This is a genomic window from Quadrisphaera sp. GCM10027208 (assembly GCF_042658805.1).
Taxonomy (GTDB): Bacteria; Actinomycetota; Actinomycetes; order Actinomycetales; family SCSIO-59966; genus SCSIO-59966.
In genome coordinates this window covers 45445-69028 of sequence record NZ_JBHSRC010000002.1, presented here as the reverse complement: position 1 = coordinate 69028, position 23584 = coordinate 45445, and the positions used below count along the sequence as shown (strand labels likewise).

24 protein-coding genes and 1 pseudogene are annotated in these 23584 nt (G+C 74.5%); 11 read left to right on the top strand and 14 right to left on the bottom strand.

All coding sequences use genetic code 11. The annotated features are described in order from the left end of the window. Nucleotides 1-35: 35 nt before the first annotated feature. From ACFP6A_RS03375 to ACFP6A_RS03350, 6 genes are read right to left on the bottom strand one after another with little or no spacing between them, the layout of a single operon-like run. Nucleotides 36-566, bottom strand: coding sequence for an O-acetyl-ADP-ribose deacetylase (locus ACFP6A_RS03375; protein ID WP_379601556.1), 531 nt, complete (start codon nucleotides 564-566; stop codon nucleotides 36-38). A 2-nt stretch (nucleotides 567-568) separates the two neighbouring features. Further along, nucleotides 569-895 carry a DUF2516 family protein gene (locus ACFP6A_RS03370; RefSeq protein WP_379601555.1) on the bottom strand — a complete coding sequence of 109 codons (327 nt, stop codon included), beginning with the start codon at nucleotides 893-895 and terminating at the stop codon, nucleotides 569-571. A gap of 44 nt (nucleotides 896-939) precedes the next feature. Next, nucleotides 940-1365 (bottom strand): D-aminoacyl-tRNA deacylase, encoded by a 426-nt coding sequence (gene dtd / locus ACFP6A_RS03365; RefSeq protein ID WP_379601553.1) that lies wholly within the window; start codon nucleotides 1363-1365, stop codon nucleotides 940-942. Further along, the gene (locus tag ACFP6A_RS03360; RefSeq protein WP_379601551.1) at nucleotides 1362-2393 is read right to left on the bottom strand and encodes an LLM class flavin-dependent oxidoreductase; all 1032 of its coding nucleotides are present in this window, start codon (nucleotides 2391-2393) and stop codon (nucleotides 1362-1364) included. Before ACFP6A_RS03360 ends, dtd begins: the two co-directional genes overlap by 4 nt. Next, nucleotides 2390-3400 (bottom strand): asparaginase, encoded by a 1011-nt coding sequence (locus ACFP6A_RS03355; protein ID WP_379601550.1) that lies wholly within the window; start codon nucleotides 3398-3400, stop codon nucleotides 2390-2392. Before ACFP6A_RS03355 ends, ACFP6A_RS03360 begins: the two co-directional genes overlap by 4 nt. Beyond that, entirely contained in the window at nucleotides 3397-4239 is an 843-nt protein-coding gene (locus ACFP6A_RS03350) for a GNAT family N-acetyltransferase (RefSeq protein ID WP_379601549.1), read from the bottom strand. The genes ACFP6A_RS03355 and ACFP6A_RS03350 overlap by 4 nt, the downstream gene beginning before the upstream one ends. A gap of 154 nt (nucleotides 4240-4393) precedes the next feature. Between ACFP6A_RS03350 and ACFP6A_RS03345 the strand changes: the two genes are divergently transcribed. The 4 genes from ACFP6A_RS03345 to ACFP6A_RS03330 are packed head-to-tail and all read left to right on the top strand — an operon-like array spanning nucleotide 4394 to nucleotide 8829. Next, entirely contained in the window at nucleotides 4394-5512 is a 1119-nt protein-coding gene (locus ACFP6A_RS03345; protein ID WP_379601547.1) for a glycosyltransferase family 4 protein, read from the top strand. Continuing rightward, complete coding sequence (locus ACFP6A_RS03340) at nucleotides 5509-6669, top strand: glycosyltransferase (protein ID WP_379601546.1); 1161 nt, start codon at nucleotides 5509-5511, stop codon at nucleotides 6667-6669. Before ACFP6A_RS03345 ends, ACFP6A_RS03340 begins: the two co-directional genes overlap by 4 nt. Continuing rightward, a complete protein-coding gene (locus ACFP6A_RS03335) occupies nucleotides 6666-7490 on the top strand; it encodes a glycerophosphodiester phosphodiesterase family protein (RefSeq protein WP_379601544.1) in 825 nt (274 codons plus the stop codon). The genes ACFP6A_RS03340 and ACFP6A_RS03335 overlap by 4 nt, the downstream gene beginning before the upstream one ends. Nucleotides 7491-7515: 25 nt before the next feature. Then, entirely contained in the window at nucleotides 7516-8829 is a 1314-nt protein-coding gene (locus tag ACFP6A_RS03330; RefSeq protein ID WP_379601543.1) for a CehA/McbA family metallohydrolase, read from the top strand. Between the two features lie 78 nt (nucleotides 8830-8907). On the opposite strand, the gene ACFP6A_RS03325 is transcribed toward ACFP6A_RS03330, so the two are convergent. The 4 genes from ACFP6A_RS03325 to ACFP6A_RS03310 form a co-directional block, all read right to left on the bottom strand. Next, nucleotides 8908-9213 (bottom strand): YciI family protein, encoded by a 306-nt coding sequence (locus ACFP6A_RS03325; protein WP_379601542.1) that lies wholly within the window; start codon nucleotides 9211-9213, stop codon nucleotides 8908-8910. 99 nt (nucleotides 9214-9312) lie between these two features. Further along, nucleotides 9313-10194, bottom strand: a complete 882-nt coding sequence (locus tag ACFP6A_RS03320) for a biotin-dependent carboxyltransferase family protein (protein WP_379601540.1) — start codon at nucleotides 10192-10194, stop codon at nucleotides 9313-9315. Then, on the bottom strand, nucleotides 10191-10814 hold the full coding sequence (locus ACFP6A_RS03315; protein ID WP_379601539.1) for an allophanate hydrolase subunit 1: 624 nt from the start codon (nucleotides 10812-10814) through the stop codon (nucleotides 10191-10193). Before ACFP6A_RS03315 ends, ACFP6A_RS03320 begins: the two co-directional genes overlap by 4 nt. Beyond that, nucleotides 10811-11554, bottom strand: coding sequence for a LamB/YcsF family protein (locus ACFP6A_RS03310; RefSeq protein WP_379602142.1), 744 nt, complete (start codon nucleotides 11552-11554; stop codon nucleotides 10811-10813). Before ACFP6A_RS03310 ends, ACFP6A_RS03315 begins: the two co-directional genes overlap by 4 nt. 99 nt (nucleotides 11555-11653) lie before the next feature. Between ACFP6A_RS03310 and ACFP6A_RS03305 the strand changes: the two genes are divergently transcribed. Both ACFP6A_RS03305 and ACFP6A_RS03300 read left to right on the top strand, forming a co-directional pair. Continuing rightward, nucleotides 11654-13831: a GGDEF domain-containing protein gene (locus tag ACFP6A_RS03305; protein ID WP_379601537.1), complete on the top strand. Its 2178-nt coding sequence runs from the start codon at nucleotides 11654-11656 to the stop codon at nucleotides 13829-13831. A gap of 20 nt (nucleotides 13832-13851) precedes the next feature. Beyond that, complete coding sequence (locus tag ACFP6A_RS03300) at nucleotides 13852-15255, top strand: FAD-binding oxidoreductase (protein WP_379602141.1); 1404 nt, start codon at nucleotides 13852-13854, stop codon at nucleotides 15253-15255. A gap of 793 nt (nucleotides 15256-16048) precedes the next feature. Here the strand turns inward: ACFP6A_RS03300 and ACFP6A_RS03295 are convergent. Together ACFP6A_RS03295 and ACFP6A_RS03290 are read right to left on the bottom strand one after the other, a co-directional pair. Further along, nucleotides 16049-16663 carry a hypothetical protein gene (locus ACFP6A_RS03295; protein ID WP_379601536.1) on the bottom strand — a complete coding sequence of 205 codons (615 nt, stop codon included), beginning with the start codon at nucleotides 16661-16663 and terminating at the stop codon, nucleotides 16049-16051. A gap of 1 nt (nucleotide 16664) precedes the next feature. Continuing rightward, nucleotides 16665-17330: a helix-turn-helix domain-containing protein gene (locus tag ACFP6A_RS03290; RefSeq protein WP_379601535.1), complete on the bottom strand. Its 666-nt coding sequence runs from the start codon at nucleotides 17328-17330 to the stop codon at nucleotides 16665-16667. A 281-nt stretch (nucleotides 17331-17611) separates the two neighbouring features. Here ACFP6A_RS03290 and ACFP6A_RS03285 point away from each other — a divergent pair, with 281 nt between their 5' ends. From ACFP6A_RS03285 to ACFP6A_RS03265, 5 genes and pseudogenes are all read left to right on the top strand, one after another. Beyond that, entirely contained in the window at nucleotides 17612-18451 is an 840-nt protein-coding gene (locus tag ACFP6A_RS03285; protein ID WP_379601534.1) for a 3-keto-5-aminohexanoate cleavage protein, read from the top strand. Then, a complete protein-coding gene (locus tag ACFP6A_RS03280; RefSeq protein WP_379601532.1) occupies nucleotides 18448-18999 on the top strand; it encodes an aerial mycelium formation protein in 552 nt (183 codons plus the stop codon). The genes ACFP6A_RS03285 and ACFP6A_RS03280 overlap by 4 nt, the downstream gene beginning before the upstream one ends. 144 nt (nucleotides 19000-19143) lie before the next feature. Further along, the gene (locus tag ACFP6A_RS03275; protein WP_379601531.1) at nucleotides 19144-19680 is read left to right on the top strand and encodes an FABP family protein; all 537 of its coding nucleotides are present in this window, start codon (nucleotides 19144-19146) and stop codon (nucleotides 19678-19680) included. 281 nt (nucleotides 19681-19961) lie between these two features. Next, entirely contained in the window at nucleotides 19962-20345 is a 384-nt protein-coding gene (locus ACFP6A_RS03270) for a hypothetical protein (protein ID WP_379601529.1), read from the top strand. 316 nt (nucleotides 20346-20661) lie between these two features. Next, a pseudogene (locus ACFP6A_RS03265) lies at nucleotides 20662-21009 on the top strand (M23 family metallopeptidase). 19 nt (nucleotides 21010-21028) lie between these two features. On the opposite strand, the gene fliL reads toward ACFP6A_RS03265, so the two are convergent. Together fliL and ACFP6A_RS03255 are read right to left on the bottom strand one after the other, a co-directional pair. Beyond that, entirely contained in the window at nucleotides 21029-21610 is a 582-nt protein-coding gene (fliL, locus tag ACFP6A_RS03260; RefSeq protein ID WP_379601528.1) for a flagellar basal body-associated protein FliL, read from the bottom strand. Nucleotides 21611-22247: 637 nt separating this feature from the next. Continuing rightward, nucleotides 22248-23495 (bottom strand): IS256 family transposase, encoded by a 1248-nt coding sequence (locus ACFP6A_RS03255; protein WP_379601526.1) that lies wholly within the window; start codon nucleotides 23493-23495, stop codon nucleotides 22248-22250. Between the last annotated feature and the right edge of the window lie 89 nt (nucleotides 23496-23584).

Here is a 23584-nt window from a genome sequence, read left to right as displayed (position 1 = left end):
CGACCACGGCGCGGTACCCATCCCCGGGTCCCCCGTTAGGAGGACGCCAGCTCCCGCTCGAAGGCGGCGTGGACGGCCGGGGACGACAGCACGAAGCGGACCAGGGTGACCCCCGGGGCCCGGCCGGCGGCCAGGGTCTCCCGGGTGGCGGCGACGGCGACCCGGGCGACCTCGTCGGGGTCCCACCCGTAGGCACCGGCGCCGACCGCCGGCACGGCGACACTGGTCGCCCCGGCCTCGGCAGCCACCTCCAGGCTCCGCCGGAAGCAGGAGGCGAGCAGCTCGGGGTCGGTCTGGCCGGCGTGCCGGTTCGGGCCGACGGTGTGGACGACGAACCGGGCCGGCAGGTCGCCGGCACCGGTCGCCACCGCCTGCCCGACGGGCAGCCCGTCCGGCAGCGGACCCGAGCGCAGCGCCCGGCACTCGGCCAGCAGGGCCGGCCCAGCGGCGGCGTGGATGGCGCCGTCGACGCCACCGCCGCCGAGCAGCGAGGAGTTGGCCGCGTTGACGACGGCGTCGACCTGCTGGCGGGTGATGTCCCCCAGGACGGCCTCGACGGTCGGCACCCTCACCAGCCCCCGTACGGCCCACCGGAACGGCCCTGCCCGCGGCCACCCATGGCCCGGACCGCGGGCCGCACGTCGGTGAGGTAGACGGCCGTGGCGACGACGGCGATGACGAGCAGGAACAGGAACTGGGCGTTGCCGAGGGAGATGAAGCCGACCGCGGCGCTGACGCCCAGGATCACCAGCCACTTCGTCTTGGTCAGCTTGTCGGCCGCCTCGTACGCGGCGGCCGGGTGCCGGGAGGCGTCGACGAGGGCGAACACCTGCATCGCGAAGGCGGCGACGGTGAGCAGCAGCATGAGCCAGGACTGCGCGGCGGCGAGGAACACGCTGACGAGGGTAGTCCCGGTGCCGGCCCGTGGCCCGGTCCCGCTCAGGCCTCCAGCAGGATGGTCACCGGACCGTCGTTGACGAGCTCGACCGCCATGTCCGCACCGAAGGCCCCGGTCGCCACCTCCAGGCCACGGGCACGCAGGGCGGCGACGACGTCCTCGACGAGCGGCCGCGCCACCCCGCTGGGGGCGGCGGCGTTCCACGTCGGGCGACGGCCCTTGCGGGTGTCGGCGTACAGGGTGAACTGGCTGACGACGAGCACTGGGGCACCGACGTCGAGCGCGGAGCGCTCCCCGCGCAGGATGCGCAGCTCGGCCACCTTGCCGGCGACCCGCTCGACCTGCTGGGGGCCGTCGTCGTGGGTGACCCCGAGGAGGACGAGCAGTCCCGGCCGGTCGATCCGGCCGACGACGACGTCCTCGACCGTCACCGCCGCCCGGGTCACCCGCTGGACGACGGCCCTCACCCGGCCCGGTCCTCGACCGCCGGCTCGGGGCTCAGCCCCCACGCCGCGGCGAGCAGCTCCAGCGTGCGCTCGGCGACGGCCGGGTCGTGCACCGTCGAGGTCACCATCACCTCCTGCGCAGCGGTGCGGCGGGCGAGCTCACGCAGGGCGTCCGCGACCTTCTCGCCGGTCCCGGTGACCTGGGTGCCCGGCAGCCCGGCGGGCGGGCCACCGATGTCGGCCAGCAGCCGCTGCGCCGTCTCGGGGGTGACCACGGGTCCGAGCCGGTTGGTCCGCAGGCCGTGGGCCATCACCCGGCTCGGCCCGGCGAGCCACTCGGCCTCCTCGTCGTCGCCCGCGGCGATCACCGAGGCGGTGACGATCGCGTACGGCTCCGACAGCACCCGGCTGGGAGTGAAGCCGCTGCGGTACAGGTCGAGCGCCGCCTCGGTGTGCGGGCTGCCGAAGTGGTGGGCGAAGGCGAACGGCAGCCCGAGCCGGGCGGCGACCTGGGCGCTGTACCCGCTGGAGCCGAGCAGCCAGACCGTCGGCGCCGTCGTCGCGGCGGGGGTGGCGCGGAACCGGGCCCCGAGGCCGCCGTCGTCGGTGCGGGGGTCACCCAGCAGGGACAGCAGATCGAGCAGGTGCAGGGGGAAGTCCTCGACCCCGAGCTGCCCGGCACCCCGGCGCAGCGCCGCCGCGGTGGCCGGGTCGGTGCCGGGGGCCCGGCCGATACCGAGGTCGATCCGGCCCGGGTGCAGGGCCTCGAGCATGGCGAACTGCTCGGCGACGACCAGCGGCGGGAAGTTCGGCAGCATGACCCCGCCCGAGCCGAGCCGGATCCTGCGGGTGACGGCGCCGAGGTGGGCGATGAGCACCGGCGGGGAGGTCGCGGCGACCATCGGCATGTTGTGGTGCTCGGCCACCCAGTACCGGTGGTACCCGAGGCGGTCGGCGAGCTGGGCGAGCCGGGTCGTCCCGGCCAGGGCGTCGGCCGAGGTCCGGCCGGCGGCGACGGTGGCGAGGTCGAGGACGGACAGCCGGGTCACAGCAGCGCCTCCACCGCACCGACCGGTTCACCGTGCCCGAGCACGGGCACCCGGCCCACCTCCCGCAGCACCGGGGCGTCGACGCCGAGCCGGCGCAGCGCCGCGGCCATCACCACCGGACGCGGACGCTGGGAGCCGTCGAGCACCTTGAGCGCCGCGGCCGAGCCGTTCGGCAGCCCGACGGCGTAGACCCCCTCGGCCCCGTCCTTGGCGACCAGGCCCGGGACCCCGGCCATCACCAGCGTGACGTCCCGGCCGGTGCCACCCACGTACTCGGGGTGCGCGCTCATCGCCCGGCCGACCCGCGCCGGCGGGGAGGTGTCCGAGGCGTCGGCCGCCGCTGCCGCCACCCGGGCGAACGCCCGGGCCAGCCCGGCCAGCGTGCAGGAGAACAACGGCGCCCCGCACCCGTCGACCGCCACGTGCTCCACGGCGTCGCCGGTCATCTCGGTGACGGTCTGCCGAACGGCCCGCTGCAGCGGGTGGCCGGGGTCGAGGTAGCCGGCGGTGTCCCAGCCGGCGGCGACGCACGTCGCAAGCATCGCGGCGTGCTTGCCGGAGCAGTTCTGCACGACCCGCTCGGGACCGTGACCGGCGGCCCGCCAGGCCGCCGCGGCGTCGGCGTCCAGGGGGAGGTCCGGGGTGTTCGCCAGCGCGTCCTCGCCCAGCCCGGCCCGGGCCAGGATCCGGCGGACCCCGTCGACGTGGCGGGGCTCCCCGGAGTGGGAGGCGGCGGCCAGCGCGAGCAGCTCGCCGTCGAGGTCGAGACCGGCCGCCAGCATGGCGACCGCCTGGACCGGCTTGAGCGAGGACCGGGGCAGCACGACGGCGTCCGGGTCACCGACCGACGCCTGCACCTGGCCGTCCGGGCCGAGGACGACGACGTGGCCGTGGTGCACGGACTCCACGACACCGTTGCGGACGACGGCGGCGACGGGGTCAGCGGTGCTGGCGACGGTCAGGTCGAGGGCGTGGTCGATGGTCCGGTCGAGAGAACCTGAGGTCACCCGGGCACGGTACCCGGGCGGGTCGGGGCGCCTGCGGTGAGCCGTTCGACGGCCGAGCGCCACTGGGTGAGCTCGGTGGCGACCAGCCGTCCGGGGTGGACGGCCGCGAGCGCGGCGCACCACGGCTCTCCGTCCGGCAGCAGGTCGGCGACGTGGTCGGCCTGCTCGACGAGCCGGCACCGGCCGTGGACGAGGAACGCGCACGGGACGGCGGCGCTGCGGCTTGGACCGGCGCACCGGCGCACGTCGTACCCGGCGCGGCGCAGCGCCTCGGTCTGCGGGGTCTCCCACAGCGCTCGGGACTCCACGAGCACGGTAGGTCTCGCCGTCCCGGGCGGCCAGCCCGGCATCAGCCCGTCGGTGGCGACCTCGAGGAAGACGACGCCGCCCTCCGTGGCGCCGACCACGGCAGCGCCCATCCGCCGCAGCACCCGCAGCATCGGGTCGTTGTCCATCCGGACCGCGGCGGTGAAGACGCCGATGCCGCGCTGACGGGCCAGACCGGCGAGCCGGTCGAGCAGTCGGGGGCCGAGCCCGCGGCCCTGGTGGTCGTCGGCCACGGCCACCCCCATCTCCCAGGTGCCGTCCGTCTCCCAGGTGCCGTCGTCGCGCTCCAGGCGCGCCTCACCCACCACCCGGTCCCCGGTGACGGCGACGACGCCGAAGGCCGCCGTGTCGTCGAGGGCGGCCAGCCGGTCGGCGAGCTCCGGCGGTACCCGGGTGGAGAAGCGCATCAGCATCGCGCGCTCGCCGAGCCCGGCGTACAGGGCGGCCACGGCCGCGCGGTCCGCGGCGGTCTCCTCGCGGACGAGCAGCGACGGGGTCACGGCGGCCGTCATCCAGGCAGACTGTGTCGAGGCGCCGGACCCGGCGAAGGGTCGAAGGTCCCTCACCGGGCGACCGACCGGCTGCTCGCCGACTGTTCCCCGAACCGTTCCCGACGCGACACCACGGTGTCGCGTCCTGCCCCGCCTGTCCTGGTTGCCTCGTGGTGTGCGGGTCGCGATCGTCACGGAGTCCTTCCTCCCTCACGTCAACGGCGTCACGAACTCGGTGCTGCGGGTGCTCGAGCACCTGCGACGGCACGGCCACCAGGCGCTGGTGCTCACGCCCGGCTACCCGCCGCAGCGCTGCGAGGGCGCCCGCGTCGTGGGCCTGCCGTCCGTGCCGATGCCGGGCTACCCCCAGGTCCGGCTGTCGGTCGCCACCGCCCGCGCCATCACCAAGGAGCTCAAGGCCTTCCAGCCGGACGTCGTCCACCTCGCCTCGCCGTTCACGGTGGGCGGGCCCGCGGTGCGGGCCGCGGCCCGACTCGACGTCCCGGTCGTCGCGGTCTACCAGACCGACGTGGCCGGGTTCGCCACCCGCTACGGGCTGGGCGTCACCGGGGACGTGGCCTGGCGGCGGATCCGCAACATCCACACCAGGTCCACGCTGACGCTGGCGCCCTCTCAGTCGGCGGCCGACGACCTCGGGCGGCACGGCGTGCACGACGTCCGCCTGTGGCCGCGCGGTGTCGACACGAGCGCCTTCTCCCCGGCGCACCGGGACGGCGGGCTGCACCGCCGCCTCGGTCGCGGTTCGGTGCTCGTCGGCTACGTCGGCCGACTGGCGGCGGAGAAGCAGGTGGAGGACCTGGCCGCGCTGCGGGCCCTGCCCGGCACGCAGCTGGTCGTCATCGGTGACGGGCCCGCCCGCGGCGACCTGGAGAGGGCCCTGCCCGGCGCGGTGTTCACCGGCCTGCTGACCGGCCGGTCGCTGTCCCGGGCGGTCGCCACCCTGGACGTCGCGGTGCAGCCCGGACCGCACGAGACCTTCTGCCAGGCGGCGCAGGAGGCCATGGCGAGCGGCGTGCCGGTGGTCGCCGTCGGCGCCGGGGGCGTGCGCGAGCTGGTCGACAACAGCCGGACCGGGTGGCTGTACCCGCCGGGCGAGCTGGACGTGATGCGCACGGCGGTCGCCGACCTCGTCGGTGACCCCGCCAAGCGCCGGGCGATGGGGGCGGCGGCGCACGAGGCGGTCCGGTCGCGCACCTGGCCGGTGGTCTGCGAGAGCCTGCTGAGGTACTACGAGGACGCGATCTCCTGCGCCGCTGACCGGGTGGCCCGGTGAGAGTCGTCCACGTCACCAACGCGTACGCGCCGCGCAGCGGCGGCATCCGGACGACGGCGCACGCGCTGGGCCGGGGGTACCGGGCCCGCGGTCACGACTTCGTCCTCGTGGTGCCCGGTCGCAGGGCGGCGGACGAGGAGCACGAGTGGGGCCGGCTCGTCGAGCTGCCGGGCCCGGTGGTGCCGGGCACCGGCGGCTACCGCGTCCTGCTCGACGTCCTGCGGGTGCAGGCGACGCTCGACGGCCTGGCCCCGGACCGGCTGGAGGTCTCCGACCGGCTCTCGCTGCGCCGGCTGGGCGGCTGGGCGCGCCGGGCCGGTGTGCCGTCGCTGGTCATCGCCCACGAGCGGGTGGACGGCGTGCTGCGCGCCCACCTGCGGCTCGGCGAGCGGGCCGCCCGTGCCGTCGCCGACCGGCACAACGCCGGCACCGCGCGGGTGTTCGACCGGATCGTCGCCACCACCCGGTACGCCGCGACCGAGTTCGACCGGATCGGCGTCCCGACCACGCACGTGCCGCTCGGGGTGGACCTGGAGGCGTTCCACCCGCTGCCACCAGCGGGTTCCGGGCCCTCGTCCCCTTCCGAACCCTCGACCCCTTCCGAACCCTCGTGCCTGTCCGGGCCGGCGACCCTGGTGCTGTGCAGCAGGCTCTCCCGGGAGAAGCGCCCCGACCTCGCCGTCGACGCACTGCGGGTGCTGGTGGGCCGGGGCCTGGAGGCCCGGCTCGTCGTCCTCGGGGACGGCCCGGTCCTGCCGTCGCTGCGACGCCGGGCCCAGGGGCTGCCCGTCGACTTCCTCGGCCACGTCCGGCAGCGGGAGCGGGTGGCCCGTCTCCTCGCCGAGGCGGACGTCGCCCTGGCACCCGGCCCCGTGGAGACGTTCGGCCTGGCCGCCCTGGAGGCACTGGCGTCCGGGACACCGGTGGTGGCGTCGTCCACCTCCGCGGTGGCCGAGCTCGTCACGGACGACGCCGGCCGGTGCGCGCCGCCGGAGCCGCAGGCCCTGGCCGACGCGGTCCTCGACGTTCTGTCCTGGCCCGTCCACGTGCGCCGGGCGGCCGCGCGCCGGCGGGCCGAGCGCTTCCCGTGGGCGACCACCACCCAGGCCATGCTGGCGGTGCACGCCGCACCGGCGCCGTCCGGAGTGACGCGGTGAGCAGGTACGGGGCCGGCGGGCCGCTGGCGATCGCGCACCGCGGCGGCGCGGCGCTGGCGCCGGAGAACACCGTCGCGGCGTTCGAACGGTCCCTCGCCCTCGGCTACCGGTACCTGGAGACCGACGTGCGGGTGACCGCGGACGGCGTCTGCGTCGCCTTTCACGACCGCGGCCTGCGGCGCGTCACCGGGGTCACCGGCCGCGTCGCCGACCTGTCCTGGGACGACGTCCGGTCGCTGCGGGTCCTCGGCCGCGAGCCGGTGCCACGGCTGGACGACCTGCTGACGCGCTGGCCGGACGTCCGCTGGGTGCTCGACGTCAAGCAGCCGGAGGCGCTGTCCTGCCTCGTCGCGACGGTCCGGGACTGCGGGGCGGCGTCCCGGGTCTGCCTCAGCGGCACGTGGGACCGCTGGCTGGGGCACGCCCGCCGCGCACTGGGACCGGACGCCACCACCGCACTAGGCTGGCGGTCCCTGGTGTCCCTGCTGCGGGGCGCGAGCCCGCGACCGGACGGCGCCGGCTTCGCGCACGTGCCGCTGCGGTTCGCCGGCCGGCGGCTGCCGTCGGCCCGTCTCGTCGAGCGGGCGCAGGCCCTGGGGCTGCGGGTCGTGGTGTGGGGCGTCGACGACCGGGCCGAGATGCACCGGCTGCTCGACGAGGGCGTCGCCGGCGTCATCACCGACCGCACCGACGTCCTGCGCGAGGTGCTCGTGGCCCGGGACGCCTGGACGGCGCCTGCCGACGACGTCCGGGCGCCCGACGTCCGGGCGCCCGACATCCGGGTGCCGGAAGCCCGGGCGCCCGAGGTCCGCATCCACTGAGCTGTCCAACTGAGCCGAGGTGACCATGACGCACACGCCCATCACCCGACGCGGCGTGCTCGGCGGCGCCGGAGCGGCGCTGCTGCTCGCCGGCAGCGCCGGCCCTGCCCTCGCCGCGGCGCGCACGCCCGCGCCCAGCACCGACACCGGCGCCGCCCGCCGCTCCCGGATCACGCGGGGCACGGCGCTGTTCCACGCCGACCTGCACAACCACACCCTGCTGTCCGACGGGGACGGCGCCCCCGAGGACGCCTTCGCGTCCATGCGGGACGCCGGCCTGGACGTCGCCGCGCTCACCGACCACGCGACGCTGTCCGACCACCTGCTCGGCGACGCCCTGACCGCCGTGCTCCCGCCCGGCTACTCCGCCCTCGGCGGGCTGACCCGCCAGGGATGGGCCCGCACCGGCGCGCTCGCGGACGCGCACGACGTGCCCGGGGAGTTCACCGCGCTGCGCGGGTTCGAGTGGAGCGCACCCGTCCTCGGCCACGTCAACGTGTGGTTCACCGACGAGTACACCGACGTCCTGGACATCGGCCGGATGAGGCCCCTCTACGAGTGGCTCCAGCGCACCCCCGGGCGGTTCGGGCTGGTGGACGGCGGGGCAGGCGGCATCGCCGGCTTCAACCACCCCGGGCGTGAGCCGGGCCGCTTCGAGGAGTTCCGCTTCGAGGAGTCGGTGCGCGACCAGATGGTGAGCCTCGAGATGTTCAACCGGCGCGACGACTACCTGTTCGAGGGCTGGGCCGACGGCAAGCCGTCCCCCCTGGTGGCCTGTCTCAACAACGGCTGGCGCACCGGCCTCACCGGTGTCACCGACGAGCACGGCACCGACTGGGGCTTCCCCGAGGGCAAGGGACGCACCGGCCTGTGGCTCACCGAGCACACCAGGAGCGGCGTGCTGGAGGCCATGCGCGCCCGGCGGTTCTTCGCGACGAACGTCTCGGGCCTCCGGCTGGACGGGGTGGCCGGCCTGGAGGGGGTGCCCGGGGCGGCCGCGGGGACGACGCGGATGGGCGGCACCGTCGCCCTCCCCGGCGGCCGCGCCGAGGTCACCCTGCGCCTGGACGTCGACCGTGGCACGGCGTGGGAGGGCAAGCCTCTGCTCGCCCAGGTGCTCCGCCCCGGGGACCAGGTGCCCCGGGTGGTGGACGTCGTCCCCTTCACCTGCCCGGACGTCGTCCGCCTGCGGGTGCCGGTCGACCTCGCCGAGGGCGACTGGCTCGTCGTGCGGATCTCCGACCCGGCGGGCGTGAACGCGACGCCCGGGCCCGCGGGGCACCCGTGCAACGACCTCGGGGTCGCCTACACCTCGCCGTGGTGGTTCACCGCCCCCTGACCCACCACCCCGACCCGGGGTTCGCGCCTCCGGTGGCTGTGCTCCGGGCCTTTCGGAGGCGGATTCACCGCCACTTCGTCAGCGAACCTCGCCCGCAGCGTCGGCCCACGGGCCGATCACCGGCGTCCACTCGGTGACGGTGTAGCCGGCGACGATCCCCTCCCTGCGGAACGGGTCCCCGGCGACGAGCTCGGCCACGGCGTCCTTGTCGGGCGCCCTGACGACGATGAGCGCGCCGTGCGGCTCCCCCGGGGCGTACGCGCCGGCCGCCACGACCACCCCCCGGTCGGCAAGGTCGCGCAGGTAGGCGCGGTGCTCGGCGCGGTGGGTGTCGCGGGCGGCGGTGTCCTCGGTGTAGGCGTAGTGCAGGGCGTAGACCGGCATGACGGCGAGACTGCCACACCCGCCGGGCCGAGGCCGAGGCCGCGCGCGGCCGCGCGCGGGCTCGAGGCTGCATCCACGGCGGGGCACGTGCGCGCGGCGCTACCCCGACCGGCCCGTCGCGTACCGGAACCTCAGCCGCTGACCGGGGCGCACCTGGGCGCACCGGTCGACGTCGGCGTCCCGGACGTACCCCGGCACCGGGTACCCGCCGGTCACCGGGTGGTCGGCGAGGAACACCACCGGGTGCCCGGACGGCGGCACCTGGACGGCGCCGCGCAGCATGCCCTCGCTCGGCGGCTCGGCGCCGGTCCGTCGCGCCAGCGCCAGCGCCGGGCCCTCGAGGCGGACCCCGATCCGGTTGCTGTCGGCACCGACCGTCCACGCCGACCCGGTGAGCACGTCCCAGCCGGCGGGGTCGAGCACCTCCGGCCGGGGCCCGGGCAGCACCACGACCGTCACCTCTCCGGCGGCGGGCTCGGCGACTGGTGCGACGTCCACCCCCGGGAACGGGCCGCGGCGGGCCCCCACCGGTAACCGGTCCCCCGCCGCGACGACCGGCGGGCCGATCCCGGAGAGCAGGTCGGTGGCCCGCGAGCCGAGCACCGGGGTGACGTCGACACCGCCGCGGACGGCCACGTACGTGCGCAGTCCGGCCGGCGGGACGCCCAGGTCCAGGCGCGCCCCCGCCGGCAGGTGCACGGGGGTCAGGTGCGGCGCCCCCGGGCACCGGGCACCGGCGACGGCGACGTCCAGCGCGCCCTCGGCCTCGACCACCAGCCCGCCGAGGGTGACCTCCAGTGTGGCGGCGTCCGGCGGGTTGCCGACGAGCGCGTTGGCGAGCCGGTGCGCGGCCCGGTCCGCCGCCCCCGAGCGACCGATCCCCAGCGCGCCGCGGCCCGGCCGGCCGAGGTCCTGGACGGTGGTCAGCGGCCCGGTCCGCAGCACGCGCAGCGCCCGCGTCCCTGCCCCGTGGGCGGTCACGTGGCCTCCGCGGTGAACCGCACACGGACGCCGGGCCGCAGCAGCGAGGGCGGGTCCCGGTCGAGGTCCACGAGCCGGACGCCGGACGACCCGATGACCTGCCACCCGCCCGGGGACTCCCGCGGGTACACGCCGGCGTACCCGCCGGCCAGGGCCACCGCCCCCGCCGGCACCCGGACCCGGGGCCGCTCGCGCCGCGGGACGTCCCAGTCGAACTGGCGGCCGGTGAGGTACCCGAAGCCCGGCGCGAAGCCGCAGAAGGCGACCATCCACTCCTCGGCCTGGTGGCGGGTGACGAGCTCGTCGACGGTCCAGCCGAGCAGGCCGGCGGCGGCGTCCAGGTCCGGGCCGTCGTACCGCACCGGGATCTCCACCGGGTCCCCGTCCGGCACCTCCCTCGGGACGCCGCTCCCGGCCGCGGCCGCCGTCCGGACGGCGGAGACGACCGTTGCGCGGTCGGCGTCCGGGGTGAGGGCGAGCAGGACGGTGCGGGCGGCCGGGACGACGTCGAGGACGCCGGGCGGCGGGTCCGCGACGAGCCGCGCGTACAGGGCGTGCACCCGCTCGAGCGAGGGCAGCTCGACGAGCAGCCCGTGGGACCCGGCCGGCAGCAGCCTCATCGGGCGAACGCGACGAGCGCCACCCCGGCCGCCTCGAGCCGGGTGCGGACCCGCCGGGCGACCTCGACCGCCCCGGGGGTGTCGCCGTGCACGCAGACCGAGTCGGGGCGCACCACGAGCGGGTCGCCGTTGACGTCGGTGATCGGCTCGCCGGTGGCCATCGCCACGCAGCGCCGGGCGACCTCGTCCGGGTCGTCCAGGACGGCGTCCGGCCGGCCGCGGGGGACGAGCGTGCCGTCCGGGGCGTAGGCGCGGTCGGCGAACGCCTCGTGGACGACGGGGAGGCCCTCCTCCTCGGCCCAGCGCAGCCACAGCGAGCCGGGCAGGCCCATCACGGCGAGCCCGGTGCCGTAGTCGCGGACGGCGCCCACGACGGCGGCGGCGTGCTCCTCGTCCTGGCCGGCCGCGTGGTAGAGGGCCCCGTGCGGCTTGACGTAGCGCACCCGGTCGCCCGCGGCGCGGGCGTGGCCGTCGAGGACGGCGATCTGGTCGAGCACCTGCCGTCGCAGGGTCGCCCCGTCCACCTCGACGCGACGGCGTCCGAACCCCTGCGGGTCCAGGTAGGAGACGTGGGCCCCGACGGCGACGCCGCGGGCCACCGCCGCCTCGCACACGCTGCGCATCGTGGTGTCGTCCCCGGCGTGGTAGCCGCAGGCCACGTTGGCGCTGCTGACCAGCCCGAGCAGCGTGTCGTCGTCCCCGACGCCCTCGCCGAGGTCGCAGTTGAGGTCCAGGGTCAGGCCCACCGGTCCATTGTGGCGCCGCGGCCGCGGCGGCGGGGACTACGCCGGTCGGGTGATGCGCCCGGCCACTCGTACGGGCGCCGGGGCGGGACGCCGATGCCCCTGGCCGTGAGACGTCCCGAGCAGGTTGCCCTCGCGGTGCTCGCTGCCGCGCTGCTCGGCTACGTCGTCCTCGGCGCGTCCGGACCCGAGCTGCCCGGCGTCTACGCGGCGATCGCGGTCGGTGCCCTGGTGACCGCGGCGACGGCACTGCGGCGGCACCCGCCCGCGCGGCCCCGTCCGTGGCGGTGGGTGCTCGCCGGGATGACCGGCTGGGTGGCCGGCGACGTCGTGTGGCAGGTCGAGACCGGGCTGCTCGGGGTCACCGGCTTCCCGACCGGGGCGGACGTGCTGTACCTCGCCGGTTACCTGGCGCTCGGCGTCGGCTTCCTCACGATGGTGCCGCAGCGCGACCGTCGCTCGGACGTCGGCGGCCTGCTCGACGCCGCCATCGTCACCGCGTGCGTGGCCGTGCCGCTGACGGTGTTCGTCCTGCTCCCGGCCGTGGAGGACCCCAGTCTCACGCCGCTGGGGGTGGTGGTGACGGCGGCCTACCCGCTGCTCGACCTGTTCCTGCTCGCCGTGCTCGTCCGGCTGCTGCACTCCACGGGCGCCCGGTCGGCGCCGGTGTGGCTGCTCACCGCCGCTGTGACCGCCGAGCTCGTCACCGACGTCTCCTACCAGGCCTGGACCCTGGCCACCGGGTTCGACCCGCAGTCGGTCTGGTTCGACGCCGGCTGGCTCCTGGGCTACCTGCTGCTGGCGGCCGCCATGTGCTCGCGCACCGGCCGGGCGGTCACCCCACGCCCGGCCCGGCTCGGCGAAGAGCCCTGGCGGGGCCGGCTCGCCGTCCTCGGCCTGGCGGGCGTCGTCCCGGTCGGCACCCTCGTCGTCGACGCGCTGACCGGGGAGCCGGTCCGGTGGCAGGTGCACGCCGTGGCCGCGCTCGTCGCGGTACTGCTCGTCGGCGCAAGGTTCGCCACCCTGCTGGCCCAGGTCCAGTCCGCTGCGCGAGAGCTCTCCCGGCTCGCCCGGCAGGACCCGCTGACCGGGGCGCCGAACCGGCGCAGCTGGGACCACGCGCTGCGCCGCGCCACCGACCGGGCCCGCCGGGACGGCCGGCCGCTCAGCGTCGCGATGCTCGACCTGGACCACTTCAAACGGTTCAACGACGAGCACGGCCACCTGGCCGGCGACACGCTGCTCCGCGAGGCGTTCACCGCCTGGCAGGACCACCTCGGCCCCGAGCACGTCATCGCCCGGTACGGCGGGGAGGAGTTCGCGCTGCTGTTCCCCGGGACCGACGTCTCGCAGACCCGCCGGCTGCTCACGCGGCTGCGCGCGGTCACGCCCCGCCAGCAGACCTTCTCCGCCGGGGTCGCGCGCTGGGACCCCCGGACCCCACCGACGACCGCCCTGGACGCCGCGGACGCCGCCCTGTACGAGGCCAAGCGCCGCGGCCGGGACCGGGTGGTGGTCGCCCGGACGTCGACGGACGACGTCGGCGAGCCGCCACCGTTCGAGATCGTCGTCCAGCCGGTGGTCGAGCTGGCCACCGGCCAGGTGGTGGGGTACGAGGCCCTCCCCCGGTTCGCCGCCGACGAGGACGCCAGCACCGCCGTCGCGGCCGCGCACGAGGCCGGCTACGGCGACCTGCTCGAGGCCGCGGTGCTGGGCGCCGCGCTAGCCCTCTCCGGCCGGCCGGAGGGCACCGACCTGTACGTCGCCGTCAGCGCCTCGGCCGTGGACTCGGCCCGGTACCACGAACAGCTGCCCGACCGCCTCGACGGCGTCGTCCTCGGACTCACCGCGGACGACGACGTCGTGGACTGGCCGGCCCGTGCGTCGCTGCTCGACGACCTGCGCCGTCGCGGGGCCCGCGTGGCCGTGAACGGCCTGGGTGACGGCGCCGGGGACCTGCAGCGGTTCCTCACCGTCCGCCCGGACGTCGTCCGGCTCGCCTCCCCGCTCGTCGCCGGCGTCGCCGGCGACCCCGGTCGGCAGCGGCTCGTGGCGGCGGTCGCGCGACTGGTGGCCGAGTCGGGTGCGGCGGTCTGCGCCGACGGGGTCGACACAGCGGAGGACCTCGCCGCCCTGCGTGCCACCCGGGTGGCGCTGGTGCAGGGGGACGCGCTCGGCCGGGCCGCGGTGCACTGGGCCACCGGGCGCGCGCGGCAACCGGCCGCTCAGGTCGGCCCCGGACGGGACGGACCGGTCCTAGCATCGGGCACGTGACGGCGGGACCCGGCCAGCGTCTGGTGAGCGAGCGTGCGGTGGGCGAGCGTGCCGTGGGCGAGCGTGCGGTGGGCGAGCTGCGCGCCGCCCTCCCGGCCGACGTCGTCCTGACCGACCCGGCGAGCACCGACGCCTACCGGCGGGACCACGCCGGGTTCGGCCCGGCCGGCGTCCCGCTGTGCGTGGTCCGCCCCACCTCCACCGAGCAGGTGCAGGAAGTGCTCCGCTGGGCCACCCGGCACCGGGTCCCCGTCGTGCCGCAGGGCGCGCGGAGCGGCCTGTCCGGTGGGGCGAACGCCGTGGACGGGTGCGTCGTCGTCTCGATGACCCGGATGGACCGCATCCTCGAGATCGACCCCGTGGACCAGGTGGCGGTCGTCGAGCCGGGCGTCGTCAACGCGGTGCTCTCGCGAGCCGTCCTCGAGGAGGGGCTGTTCTACCCGCCCGACCCGTCGTCGTGGGAGATCTCGACGATCGGCGGCAACATCGCCACCAACGCCGGAGGCCTGTGCTGCGTCAAGTACGGGGTGACCACCGACTACGTCCGCGGCCTCGACGTCGTCCTCGCCGACGGGCGGCTGCTGCGGACCGGACGACGGACGGCGAAGGGCGTCGCCGGGCTGGACCTCACCCGCCTCGTCGTCGGCTCGGAGGGGACGTTGGGTGTCGTCACCCGGGCCACGCTGTCCCTGCGCCCGGCGCCGCCGCCCGCCCTCACCGTCGCGGCCGTGTTCGGCGCCGTCCCCGCCGCGCTGGCCGCCGCCAACCGGATCATGTCCAGCGGCCTGTCGCCGTCACTGCTGGAGTACCTCGACGCGACGACCGTCGCGGCGGTGCAGGCCCTTCGCGACATGGGGCTGCCGCCGGACGCCCGCGCGATGCTCATCGCCCAGTCCGACCGGGCCGGGCTCGCCGAGCAGGACGTCGCCGAGATGGGACGCATCTGCGCCGACGAGGGCGCCGTGGACGTCGCGGTCGCCTCGGACGCCGAGGAGTCGGCGCTGCTGCTGACCGCCCGCAGGATGGCGATCACAGCGCTGGAGCAGATCGGCACGCTGCTCGTCGACGACGTGGCGGTGCCTCGCGCCAGGCTGGCCGACCTGCTCGCCGGTCTGGAACGGATCGCCGGGGAGCGCGACGTCCGGATCGCCTGCCCGGCGCACGTCGGCGACGGCAACACCCACCCCACGGTCGTGTTCGACCCGACCGACCCCGCGGCGGCCGAGCGGGCGCAGCTCGCGTTCGCCGACGTCATGCGGCTCGGGCTGTCTCTCGGAGGAACCATCACCGGGGAGCACGGCGTGGGGCAGCTCAAGCGCTCCCTGCTGCGCACCGAGCTCGGCGAGGTCTCCCACGACCTGCAGCGGAGCATCAAGGACCTGTTCGACCCCCTCGGCATCCTCAACCCCGGCAAGGCCCTCTAACCCCCGGCCCACTCCCCCGTGATCATGCAATCCCGCCACCCCACCCACCCCTTCCGTGATCATGCAATCCCGCCACGCCGTCCCTTCCGTGATCATGCAATCCCGCCACCCTGCAGCGTCACCAATTGGCTGCACAATGCTGAGTTGACGGCACGACACGCCGGAAAACTTGAAAGAAATCCAGCATTCTGCTGACGGACGCCGAGGCCTCCCCGCGAGTCCACCGGCTCACCTGGGTTGGTTGTCAGTTCCAGAATGATCCGACCGAGGCTACGGAGTGCGGCACGTACGGAATCAAGGCGTGGTCACCCCGGAGCCACCCGTGACGAGCTCGTCACGCGCCGTCCGCAGGAGGACAGCGTCCCGAGCAGCGGGACGTATGCGCCAAGACACTCGGCGGCGGGGGCGGACGCCGCAAGAAGCACCTGAGTCCCCTCCGGCCACTCAGGCAACCACGCCGCAAATGAGCAGGACCGAGAGCGTCTGACCATCACACTACAGAAACGTGCAGCATTTTACGATGCAAAGGTCGGGTACGGGTGGCGGAATTGCATGATCACGACGGGAAGGGGGTGGCGGGATTGCATGATCACGACGGGAAGGGGGTGGCGGGATTGCATGATCACCGAGGGGGCGGGCAGGGTGGCGGGATTGCATGATCACGGGGGGGGTGGGAAGGGGGTGGGAACGTGAAGGGCCCCGTCCGGCGGGGGGGACGCCAGGACGGGGCCTGTCCCGGGTCAGCGACCCGGGGAACCGAGGCCGGGGGGTCAGCCTCGGAGCTCGGGGACTCTCAGTCGCCCACCTTACCGGCAGCGGCCTCGGTCGCCTCAGCCGCGGCCTCGGCGGTCTTGGCGGCGGACGTCGCGGCGCCCTTGGCGGCCGTCCTCGTCGCGGCGGCGCGCTTGCGAGTAGTCCTCGCCGTGCGCTTGGCAGCGGCCTGGGTGCCCGTGGTGCCCGTGCGCGTGGTCCGCCGCGCCTGCTCGGTGGCCTCGCCGGCCTCCCGGGTGGCGGTCGTCACCGTGGCCTTGACGGCGGTCTCGACGTCCTCGGCGCCCCGACGCACTGTCGTCACGGCGGCCTTGGTGCGGGACACCGCCGTCTTGCCCTGGGCGAGCAGCTCCTGGGTGGCCCGCTGGCGGCGAATACGCTCGACGAGCCTCTTACCGCGCTCGGACAGGCCCTCGTAGGCCTCCTCGACCCGTCCCGCGGCCTCCAGGCCCTTGGCGACCGCGAACGTCGGCGCGTGCTGCACGCGGTCGGTCACCTTGCTGACCTCGAGCTCGGCCCGGACCTTCGCAGCGCGGGCCTGCGCCTCGCGCAGCCGCTCGACGGCCAGGTCGGTGACGCCTACGACGGCGTAGCCGGTGTCGGCGGCGGTCTTCTTGATCTCGTCGGTGATCGCCATGTCAGTTTCCTCCTTCGGACGCCGGACGCTTGGCCGGCGTGCGTGTACGGGTGGTGGCCGTCTTCGTCGGGGTCCGCTTCGTCGCAGCGCGCTTCGCCCCGGTCCGCGTCGTCGCAGCCGGTTTCGGGGTGACCCGCTTGGTCCCGGTTTGCTTCGTCCCGGTCTGCTTCGTCGGGGTCCGCTTCGTCGGGGTCCGCTTCGTCGGGGTCCGCTTCGTCGGGGTCCGCTTCGTCGCCGTCGCCCGCCCGCCCTGCTGCGTGGCAGCCGCTCCGGCCAGCGCCTCGTCGACGGCCTCGACGACGCCCTGCGACGCAGCACCCTCCCGCTCGTTCTCGGTCCGAAAGGTCGTGTAGATGTCGAGCAGGACCTGACGCTGTCGCTCGGTGAGGTGAGGGTCGGCGAGCACGGCGGTCTCCACCTGGATCCGGTCGCCGTGGTCCTCGAGCAGGCCGGCCCGGACGTAGAGCGCCTCGGCGGAGATGCGCAGCCCCTTCGCGATCTGCTGCAGCACCTCGGCACTCGGCTTGCGCAGCCCGCGCTCCACCTGGCTGAGGTACGGGTTGGACACCCCGGCGGCCTCAGCGAGCTGACGGAGGGACAACTTCGCGGACTCACGCTGCTCCCGCAGGTAGTCACCGAGCTGCTCGGTCACCCTCATCGCCGACATGCCCCCATGGTGCTACCTGTAGCAAGCAAATGCAAGCCAGCAGCAAGCACGACCGCGGTCAGCGCGTGCTCCCTTCGTGGGCTCACTGGCTGCGCACCGGGCGCTACCGACCGACGATTGGCGTCATCGCGGCATGGCCGGTCGGACCACGGTGCCGGGATGCTCGACGAGCAGGGCCGCGAGCCCCCCGCGCCACTGTTCCCCGGCAGGGCGCGGGGGTCTCGCACACCACAGCCGCACACCACAGCCGCGCACCGGACGCGTCTGCCAGGATTCGCCGCATGACCGGCACGCTCATCACCGTCGCCCCGACGGGGGCCGAGGTCGACAAGGCCCAGTGGCCCCAGCTGCCGACCACCCTCGAGGAGCTCGTCGCCGAGGCCCAGGCATGCGAGGCCGCCGGGGCGGCGATGGTCCACGTGCACATCCGGGACGACGAGCACCGCCCCACCCTGGACCTCGGCCGCCTGAAGGCCACCGTCGAGGCCCTCCGGGAGCAGACGTCCCTCGTCGTCCAGCTGTCCACCGGGGGAAGCGTCCACGACAGCCTCGACAGCCGCCTGCGGGTGCTCGACGCACTGCCGGACTCCTGCTCTCTGACCTGCGGCAGCGTGAACTTCGGCGACGACGTCTTCCTCAACCCCTGGCACCTCATGTCGGACCTGTACGTCCAGGCCCGGGAGCGGCAGATCGTGCCGGAGTTCGAGCTCTTCGACCTCGGTCACGTCGCCTCGCTGCGCCGCCTCATCGACACCCACGGCCTGCCGTTCGGGGGGCGCGTCCACGTCGACCTCGTCACCGGCGTCCCTGGCGGGATGCCGGGGACGACGCAGGCGGTGGTCGCCGCGGTGCAGATGCTGCCGCCGGAGGTCACCTCCTGGTCGGCCACCGGGATCGGACGCAGCCACCTGCCGGTGATGGCGGCAGCCCTGTCGCTGGGCGGGCACCTGCGGGTCGGCATGGAGGACAACCTGATGTACGACCGCGGCCGGCCGGTCGCCGGCAACGTCGAGCTCGTCGAGCGGGCAGCCCGGCTGTCCACCGAGATGCAACGACCACCGTTGTCGACGGACGAGGCGCGTACTCTGCTGGGTACCACCGACCGGAGGGGAACGTCGTGAGCGACGAGGTCACACTGGCTCACCGCCGCCTGGACCGGGTGCTGCAGCCCGGTCTGGTCGAGCGTGCCGGCTCGCTGGAGGACGCCGAGCTGCTGGCGCTGCGGGCCGAGGCGGCCGAGGAGGAGGACGAGCTGTCCTACCGTCGCCGTCTCCTGCAGGGCCGGCTGGACCTGCTGCGCGCCGAGCTCGACCGACGCCGCCACGGCACGGGCCACGCCGTCCGCGGGGGCAGTGACGCTGAGCTCGTCGCCGCGCTCAGCGCCGTCCTCGTCGACCGGGCACGCCGCAGCTCAGGGGCCCACCTCGCCGAGCCACGCCCGTCCACTGCGCCGCGGCGCCGCCGCGCCGACGAGGTGGCCGTGGACGACGTCCACCTCAGTCAGCCGGCCGACCTGACCGACGACGAGCTCACCGGCGCGGTCGAGCAGCTCGCCGCGCTGGAGAGGCATGTCTCGGCGGTCCGCCGCGAGGTCCAACAGGTCGCCGACGCCCTGGACGCCGAGGTGGAGCGCCGGGTCTCCGTCGGCGCCCTGTCCGCCGCGGACTGAACCACCCGGGGCACTGAACAGCCCCGGGCTACCATCGGCACATGCTCGAAGCCGTCTTCACCGCCCTCCTCGTGCTGGCGTCACTCGTCATCGGCTGGTTCGCCGTCTACACGGTGTACAAGCTGTACAAGGGCCAGAGCTGACGTGCCGATCGAGATCGGGCCGGACACGCCCCCCGCCCTGGTCCCCCTGGCCTGGCTGATCGGCCGCTGGGAGGGCGCCGGCGTCGTCGGCTACCCGACGATGGAGGAGCACCGCTTCGGGCAGGAGGTCGAGTTCTCCCACGACGGGCGGCCGTTCCTGCACTACCGCTCGCAGGCCTGGCTGCTGGACGACGACGGCAACCAGGTCCGGCGGCTGGCCTCCGAGACCGGGTACTGGCGGGTGCCGCAGCCGGCGGACGACGGTGCCCACCCCGAGCAGGCCGACCAGCCCGGCACCGAGATCGAGGTGCTGCTCGCCCACCCGACCGGGATATCCGAGATCTACCTCGGCCGGGTCCAGGGGCCGCGCATCGATCTCGTCACCGACGTCGTGGCGCGAACGAGCACGGCCAAGGAGTACACGGCGGCGCAACGGATGTACGGCCTCGTCGACGGGGACCTCATGTGGGTGATGGACATGGCGGCGATGGGCCAGGAGATGCAACCGCACCTGTCGGCCCGGCTCAAGCGCGTCTGACCAGCCCCAGCCATCCGCACAAGGCCTCCACCGGCCCCACCGTGGCGACGAGCCGGCGCTCGACCTGCCCCGCAGCGGCCGACCGGGTCGCCCAGCCTTGGGCGATTCCCGCCGGTCGTCGACCTGCCTCCATGTCCCCGCACTGCAGGTGGGCACCGGCCTGTCGCGCGCCGTCCGCACCCGCGAGTCCACCCGGACGGGTGACCCGGACAACTGCGCCCAGTACAGGTCGGCGGGTTCGGTGCCGATACCGGCGGGCAAGAAGGACGAGGTGGTCGGGTATGCCGAGCAGGACGGGGGACGTGCCCGTGCGGGGACCTGCCGGTGCGCTGGAGCGCGTGGGCGACTTCGGGCCGCTGCACCCGCTTGTGATGGTGGCGCACGGGCGCTACCTCGCCGGGGACCACGAGCAGGCTGCCGCTGCCTGTGCCCGGCTGCTCCCGGTCGCGCGCCTCGCCGGCGACGAGCGGACCCAGCGCTACCTGCACTACCTCGCCGCCATCGTCGCCCAGGAGCTCGGCCGGCTCGACGAGGCCGAGGAGCACGTGCACGCCGTGCTGGCCGGACCGGCGGACCCGCCGGACGCGCTGTGGCGGGCCAAGGGCCTGAGCCTGCTCGCCGAGGTGGACCTCGAGCGCGGTCACCCGGCCGAGGCCATGGTGTGACTTTCGACGGCAGATGGCGGGATCTGCGGGGACTAAGTGGCGGTGTCGGCCGGGCGTGCGGCTCCGGGAGCTGCGGTGAGTTCCTCGACAGCGCGCGCCGGTAGAGGCTGGTGCGAGCGATGCCGGTCTTGGCGACGATCTCGGCGATGGAGTGGCCGGTTTCGCGGAGGTGGGCGGCGTAGGCGATCTTGTCCGCGTCGACCACCGAGGTCAGAGCGGCGCACGCGCTGCCCCCTCCCCGCCGTCGGTCGGCGGCAGCCGGCCGTTCGCGAACCCGACGTCGTTCAACCCGTGGGTGCGCACGTCGAAGTACGGCATGCGGTTCCATCCCGTACTGGAGTACTGGCGTCTGCATGCAGGGATGGACCTGCGGGCCTACTGCGGCACCCCGCTGTACGCCGCAGCGTCCGGCACCGTGGAGTGGGCCAAGCCACGCAGCGGTTTCGGCAACCAGGTGATGATCAACCACGGCTACTAGAACGGCTCGTCGCTCATGACCAGCTACAACCACATGACCAGCTTCGCCGTCAGCGGCGGACAGTCGGTTCAGCAGGGTCAGCTGATCGGATACGCCGGCAACACCGGACTGTCCGGTGCACGCCACCTGCACTTCGAGACCTACCTCAATGGCGCGACGACGGATCCCGAGCCGATGCTGAACTAGGGCACCGTGCCCCGTCGCGCTACTGCGTCACGAAGGTGGTGAAGAAGACGTCGATGACCTCGCCGTGGTAGTCCGCCTGCAGCACAGCCGCGAGCTCGGCCTTCAGTGCTGCGCGTCCCTCGGCGCTGCTGACCTCCTCGATCGTGCGCCCCGAGAAGAGGGCGATCGTGCGGTCCAGGGCGATCGACGGGTCGATCTCGTCCTCGACCTCCACCGTGAGCTGTAGACCCAGGCCGACCATCAGGTAGCGGCCACCGGCCAAGTTGAGGCTGATCGGCTCGAGCTCCTGAACGACACCTGGCTCCGGCGCCGGCGGCTCGCTAGCCGCGCCTCGCTCGGCGCTGGCACCAGGACCCAGGAGGAACCAGTAAACCGCCCCGGCACCAAGGACTGCGGCGATCACCAGGAGGACGATCAGCTTCTTGCTGCGCCGGGCTGGCGATCCAGCGGCGCTCGACGGCTCGGCCGGTGCCGGTGCTGCGTCGGTTCGGGCGCCGATCTTCGGCTTGTTGGCGATGACGCGCTGCTCAGTCACATTGTGGCCGTATCTCTCGTCGGACGGCTCCACGATCACCGCCGAGCCCGTCCACCACATCGGCATGGCACCGCATGAAGTGAGCAGAGCGACGAAGCAGGTCCTCGTGGCAACTCGTACTACGCTCGACCGCCCAAGCACACCTCGAGACAGCGATTCCGCCCGTCCCCTGCCGGCGCGCCGCTGGGGCTAGCGCAACTCAATCACGAGAGTGACCACGTACCCCGCGACGATCAGCGCGAATGCGACGAGCGGCAGCACCAGACCGAGCCGAGAGGACCGACTTCTCGCTCCAGCCTCATCTTCATCGTTCATGAGTGACCGCCGGACGACGTCGACTTGGCCGCGCAGACGACTCCAGGACCGGGACGGCAGGTGCAGCAGCATCGTCGGAGCGCATACCAACGTGTGCGTTCCCGCCCGGCTCCGCGCTGCTGTCGTCGTCGCCCTCCGAGGGTTCCGCAACGGACCCGCGACCGGACTCCGACTGCTGCTGGCGGTCAAGCGCCGCCTGGGCCACCCGCTCGTTGCGGTCCGCGCTAATGATCTTGCGCATCGCAAACCAGAAGATCAGTCCGACTCCCACGCTCGGGGTCAGGGCACCGAGAACCTCGAGCACCTGCTGCATCGGCGACTTGACCCCCTTGATCGTGTCCCGGGGAGTGGTGTAGTTCGTTCGCGTGCTGCTCTGCGTCGCGGGTAACTATGCCGTCTTGATCGCGGTGCTCGCCTCCTTGATCGGTCGGGTGGGAAGTGCGGTGGGCTCGGGCGGGTTGAGCATCGCCATGGTGGCTTCGGACAGGTAGCGGCGGTCGGTGACCTGCCACTCGTCGTGGGCCTCGATCAGGACGCAGGCCGACAGGCGGTGCAGGGCGGCGGCGTTGGGGAAGATCCCGACGACCTCGGTGCGGCGTTTGACCTCCCGGTTGAGGCGCTCGAGGGGGTTGGTGGACCAGATCTTGCGCCAGTGGGCCTCGGGGAAGTCGGCGAAGGCGGTGATCTCCTCGCGGGCCGCGCGCAGCATGTCGGCGATGGCCGGGAGCTGGGGCTCGAGCATGGCCGCGACGGTCTCGACCTGCTCGCGGACCAGGGGCCCGGTGGGTTGGGCGAAGATCGTGCGGACCGCGGCGGCGACCATCTCGGTGTTGCCCTTGGTGACCTTGGACAGCACGTTGCGCATGAAGTGGACTCGGCACCGCTGCCAGGTCGCGCCGAACAGGATCGCCTCGATGGCGTTCATCAGGCCGCGGTGGTGGTCGGAGACGACCAGCTGGACCCCGCCCAGGCCGCGGTCGCGCAGCCCTCGCAGGAAGTCGGTCCAGAAGTCCTCGGTCTCGCTGTCCCCGACCGCGCTGCCCAGCACCTCCCGGCGCCCGTCGGCGGAGACCCCGGTGGCGATCACGACTGCCTGGGACACCACTCGGCCGCCCACGCGGGCCTTGCAGTAGGTCGCGTCCAGGAACACGTAGGGGAAGGTGACGTGGTCCAACGGCCGGGTGGCCCAGGCAGCCACGTCGGCGTCGAGCTGGGCGCAGATCCGGGAGACCTCGGACTTGGAGATCCCCGAGTCCACCCCGAGGGCCTCGACGACGTCGTCGACCTTGCGGGTGGAGACCCCGTGCACGTATGCCTCCATGATCACCGCGTGCAGGGCCACGTCGATGCGCCGGCGGGGGGCCAGCAGCGAGGGGAAGAACGAGCCCGTGCGGGTCTTGGGGATCTTGACCGTCAGGTCACCGGCCGTGGTCGCCACGACCTTCTCCCGAGTCCCGTTGCGCTGGGTGGTCCGCTCGGGGGTGCGCTGATGCAGGCCGGCACCGATGTGGGCGGTGGCCTCGGCGTCGACCAACGCCTGCAGCATCGCTCCGAGCATCAGCCGCATCAGGTCGCCGCCGTCGGCGGCGCGCAGTGCTTCGGACAGCTCGAGCAGGGCAGACTGGTTCAGGGTCATCGCGTGATTCCTCTTCTATGAGTCGCTTGGTCGCTTCTCACAGAGCCTCACGCGGTGGCCCGCTCACGTGATGGACCGACACGGCCACC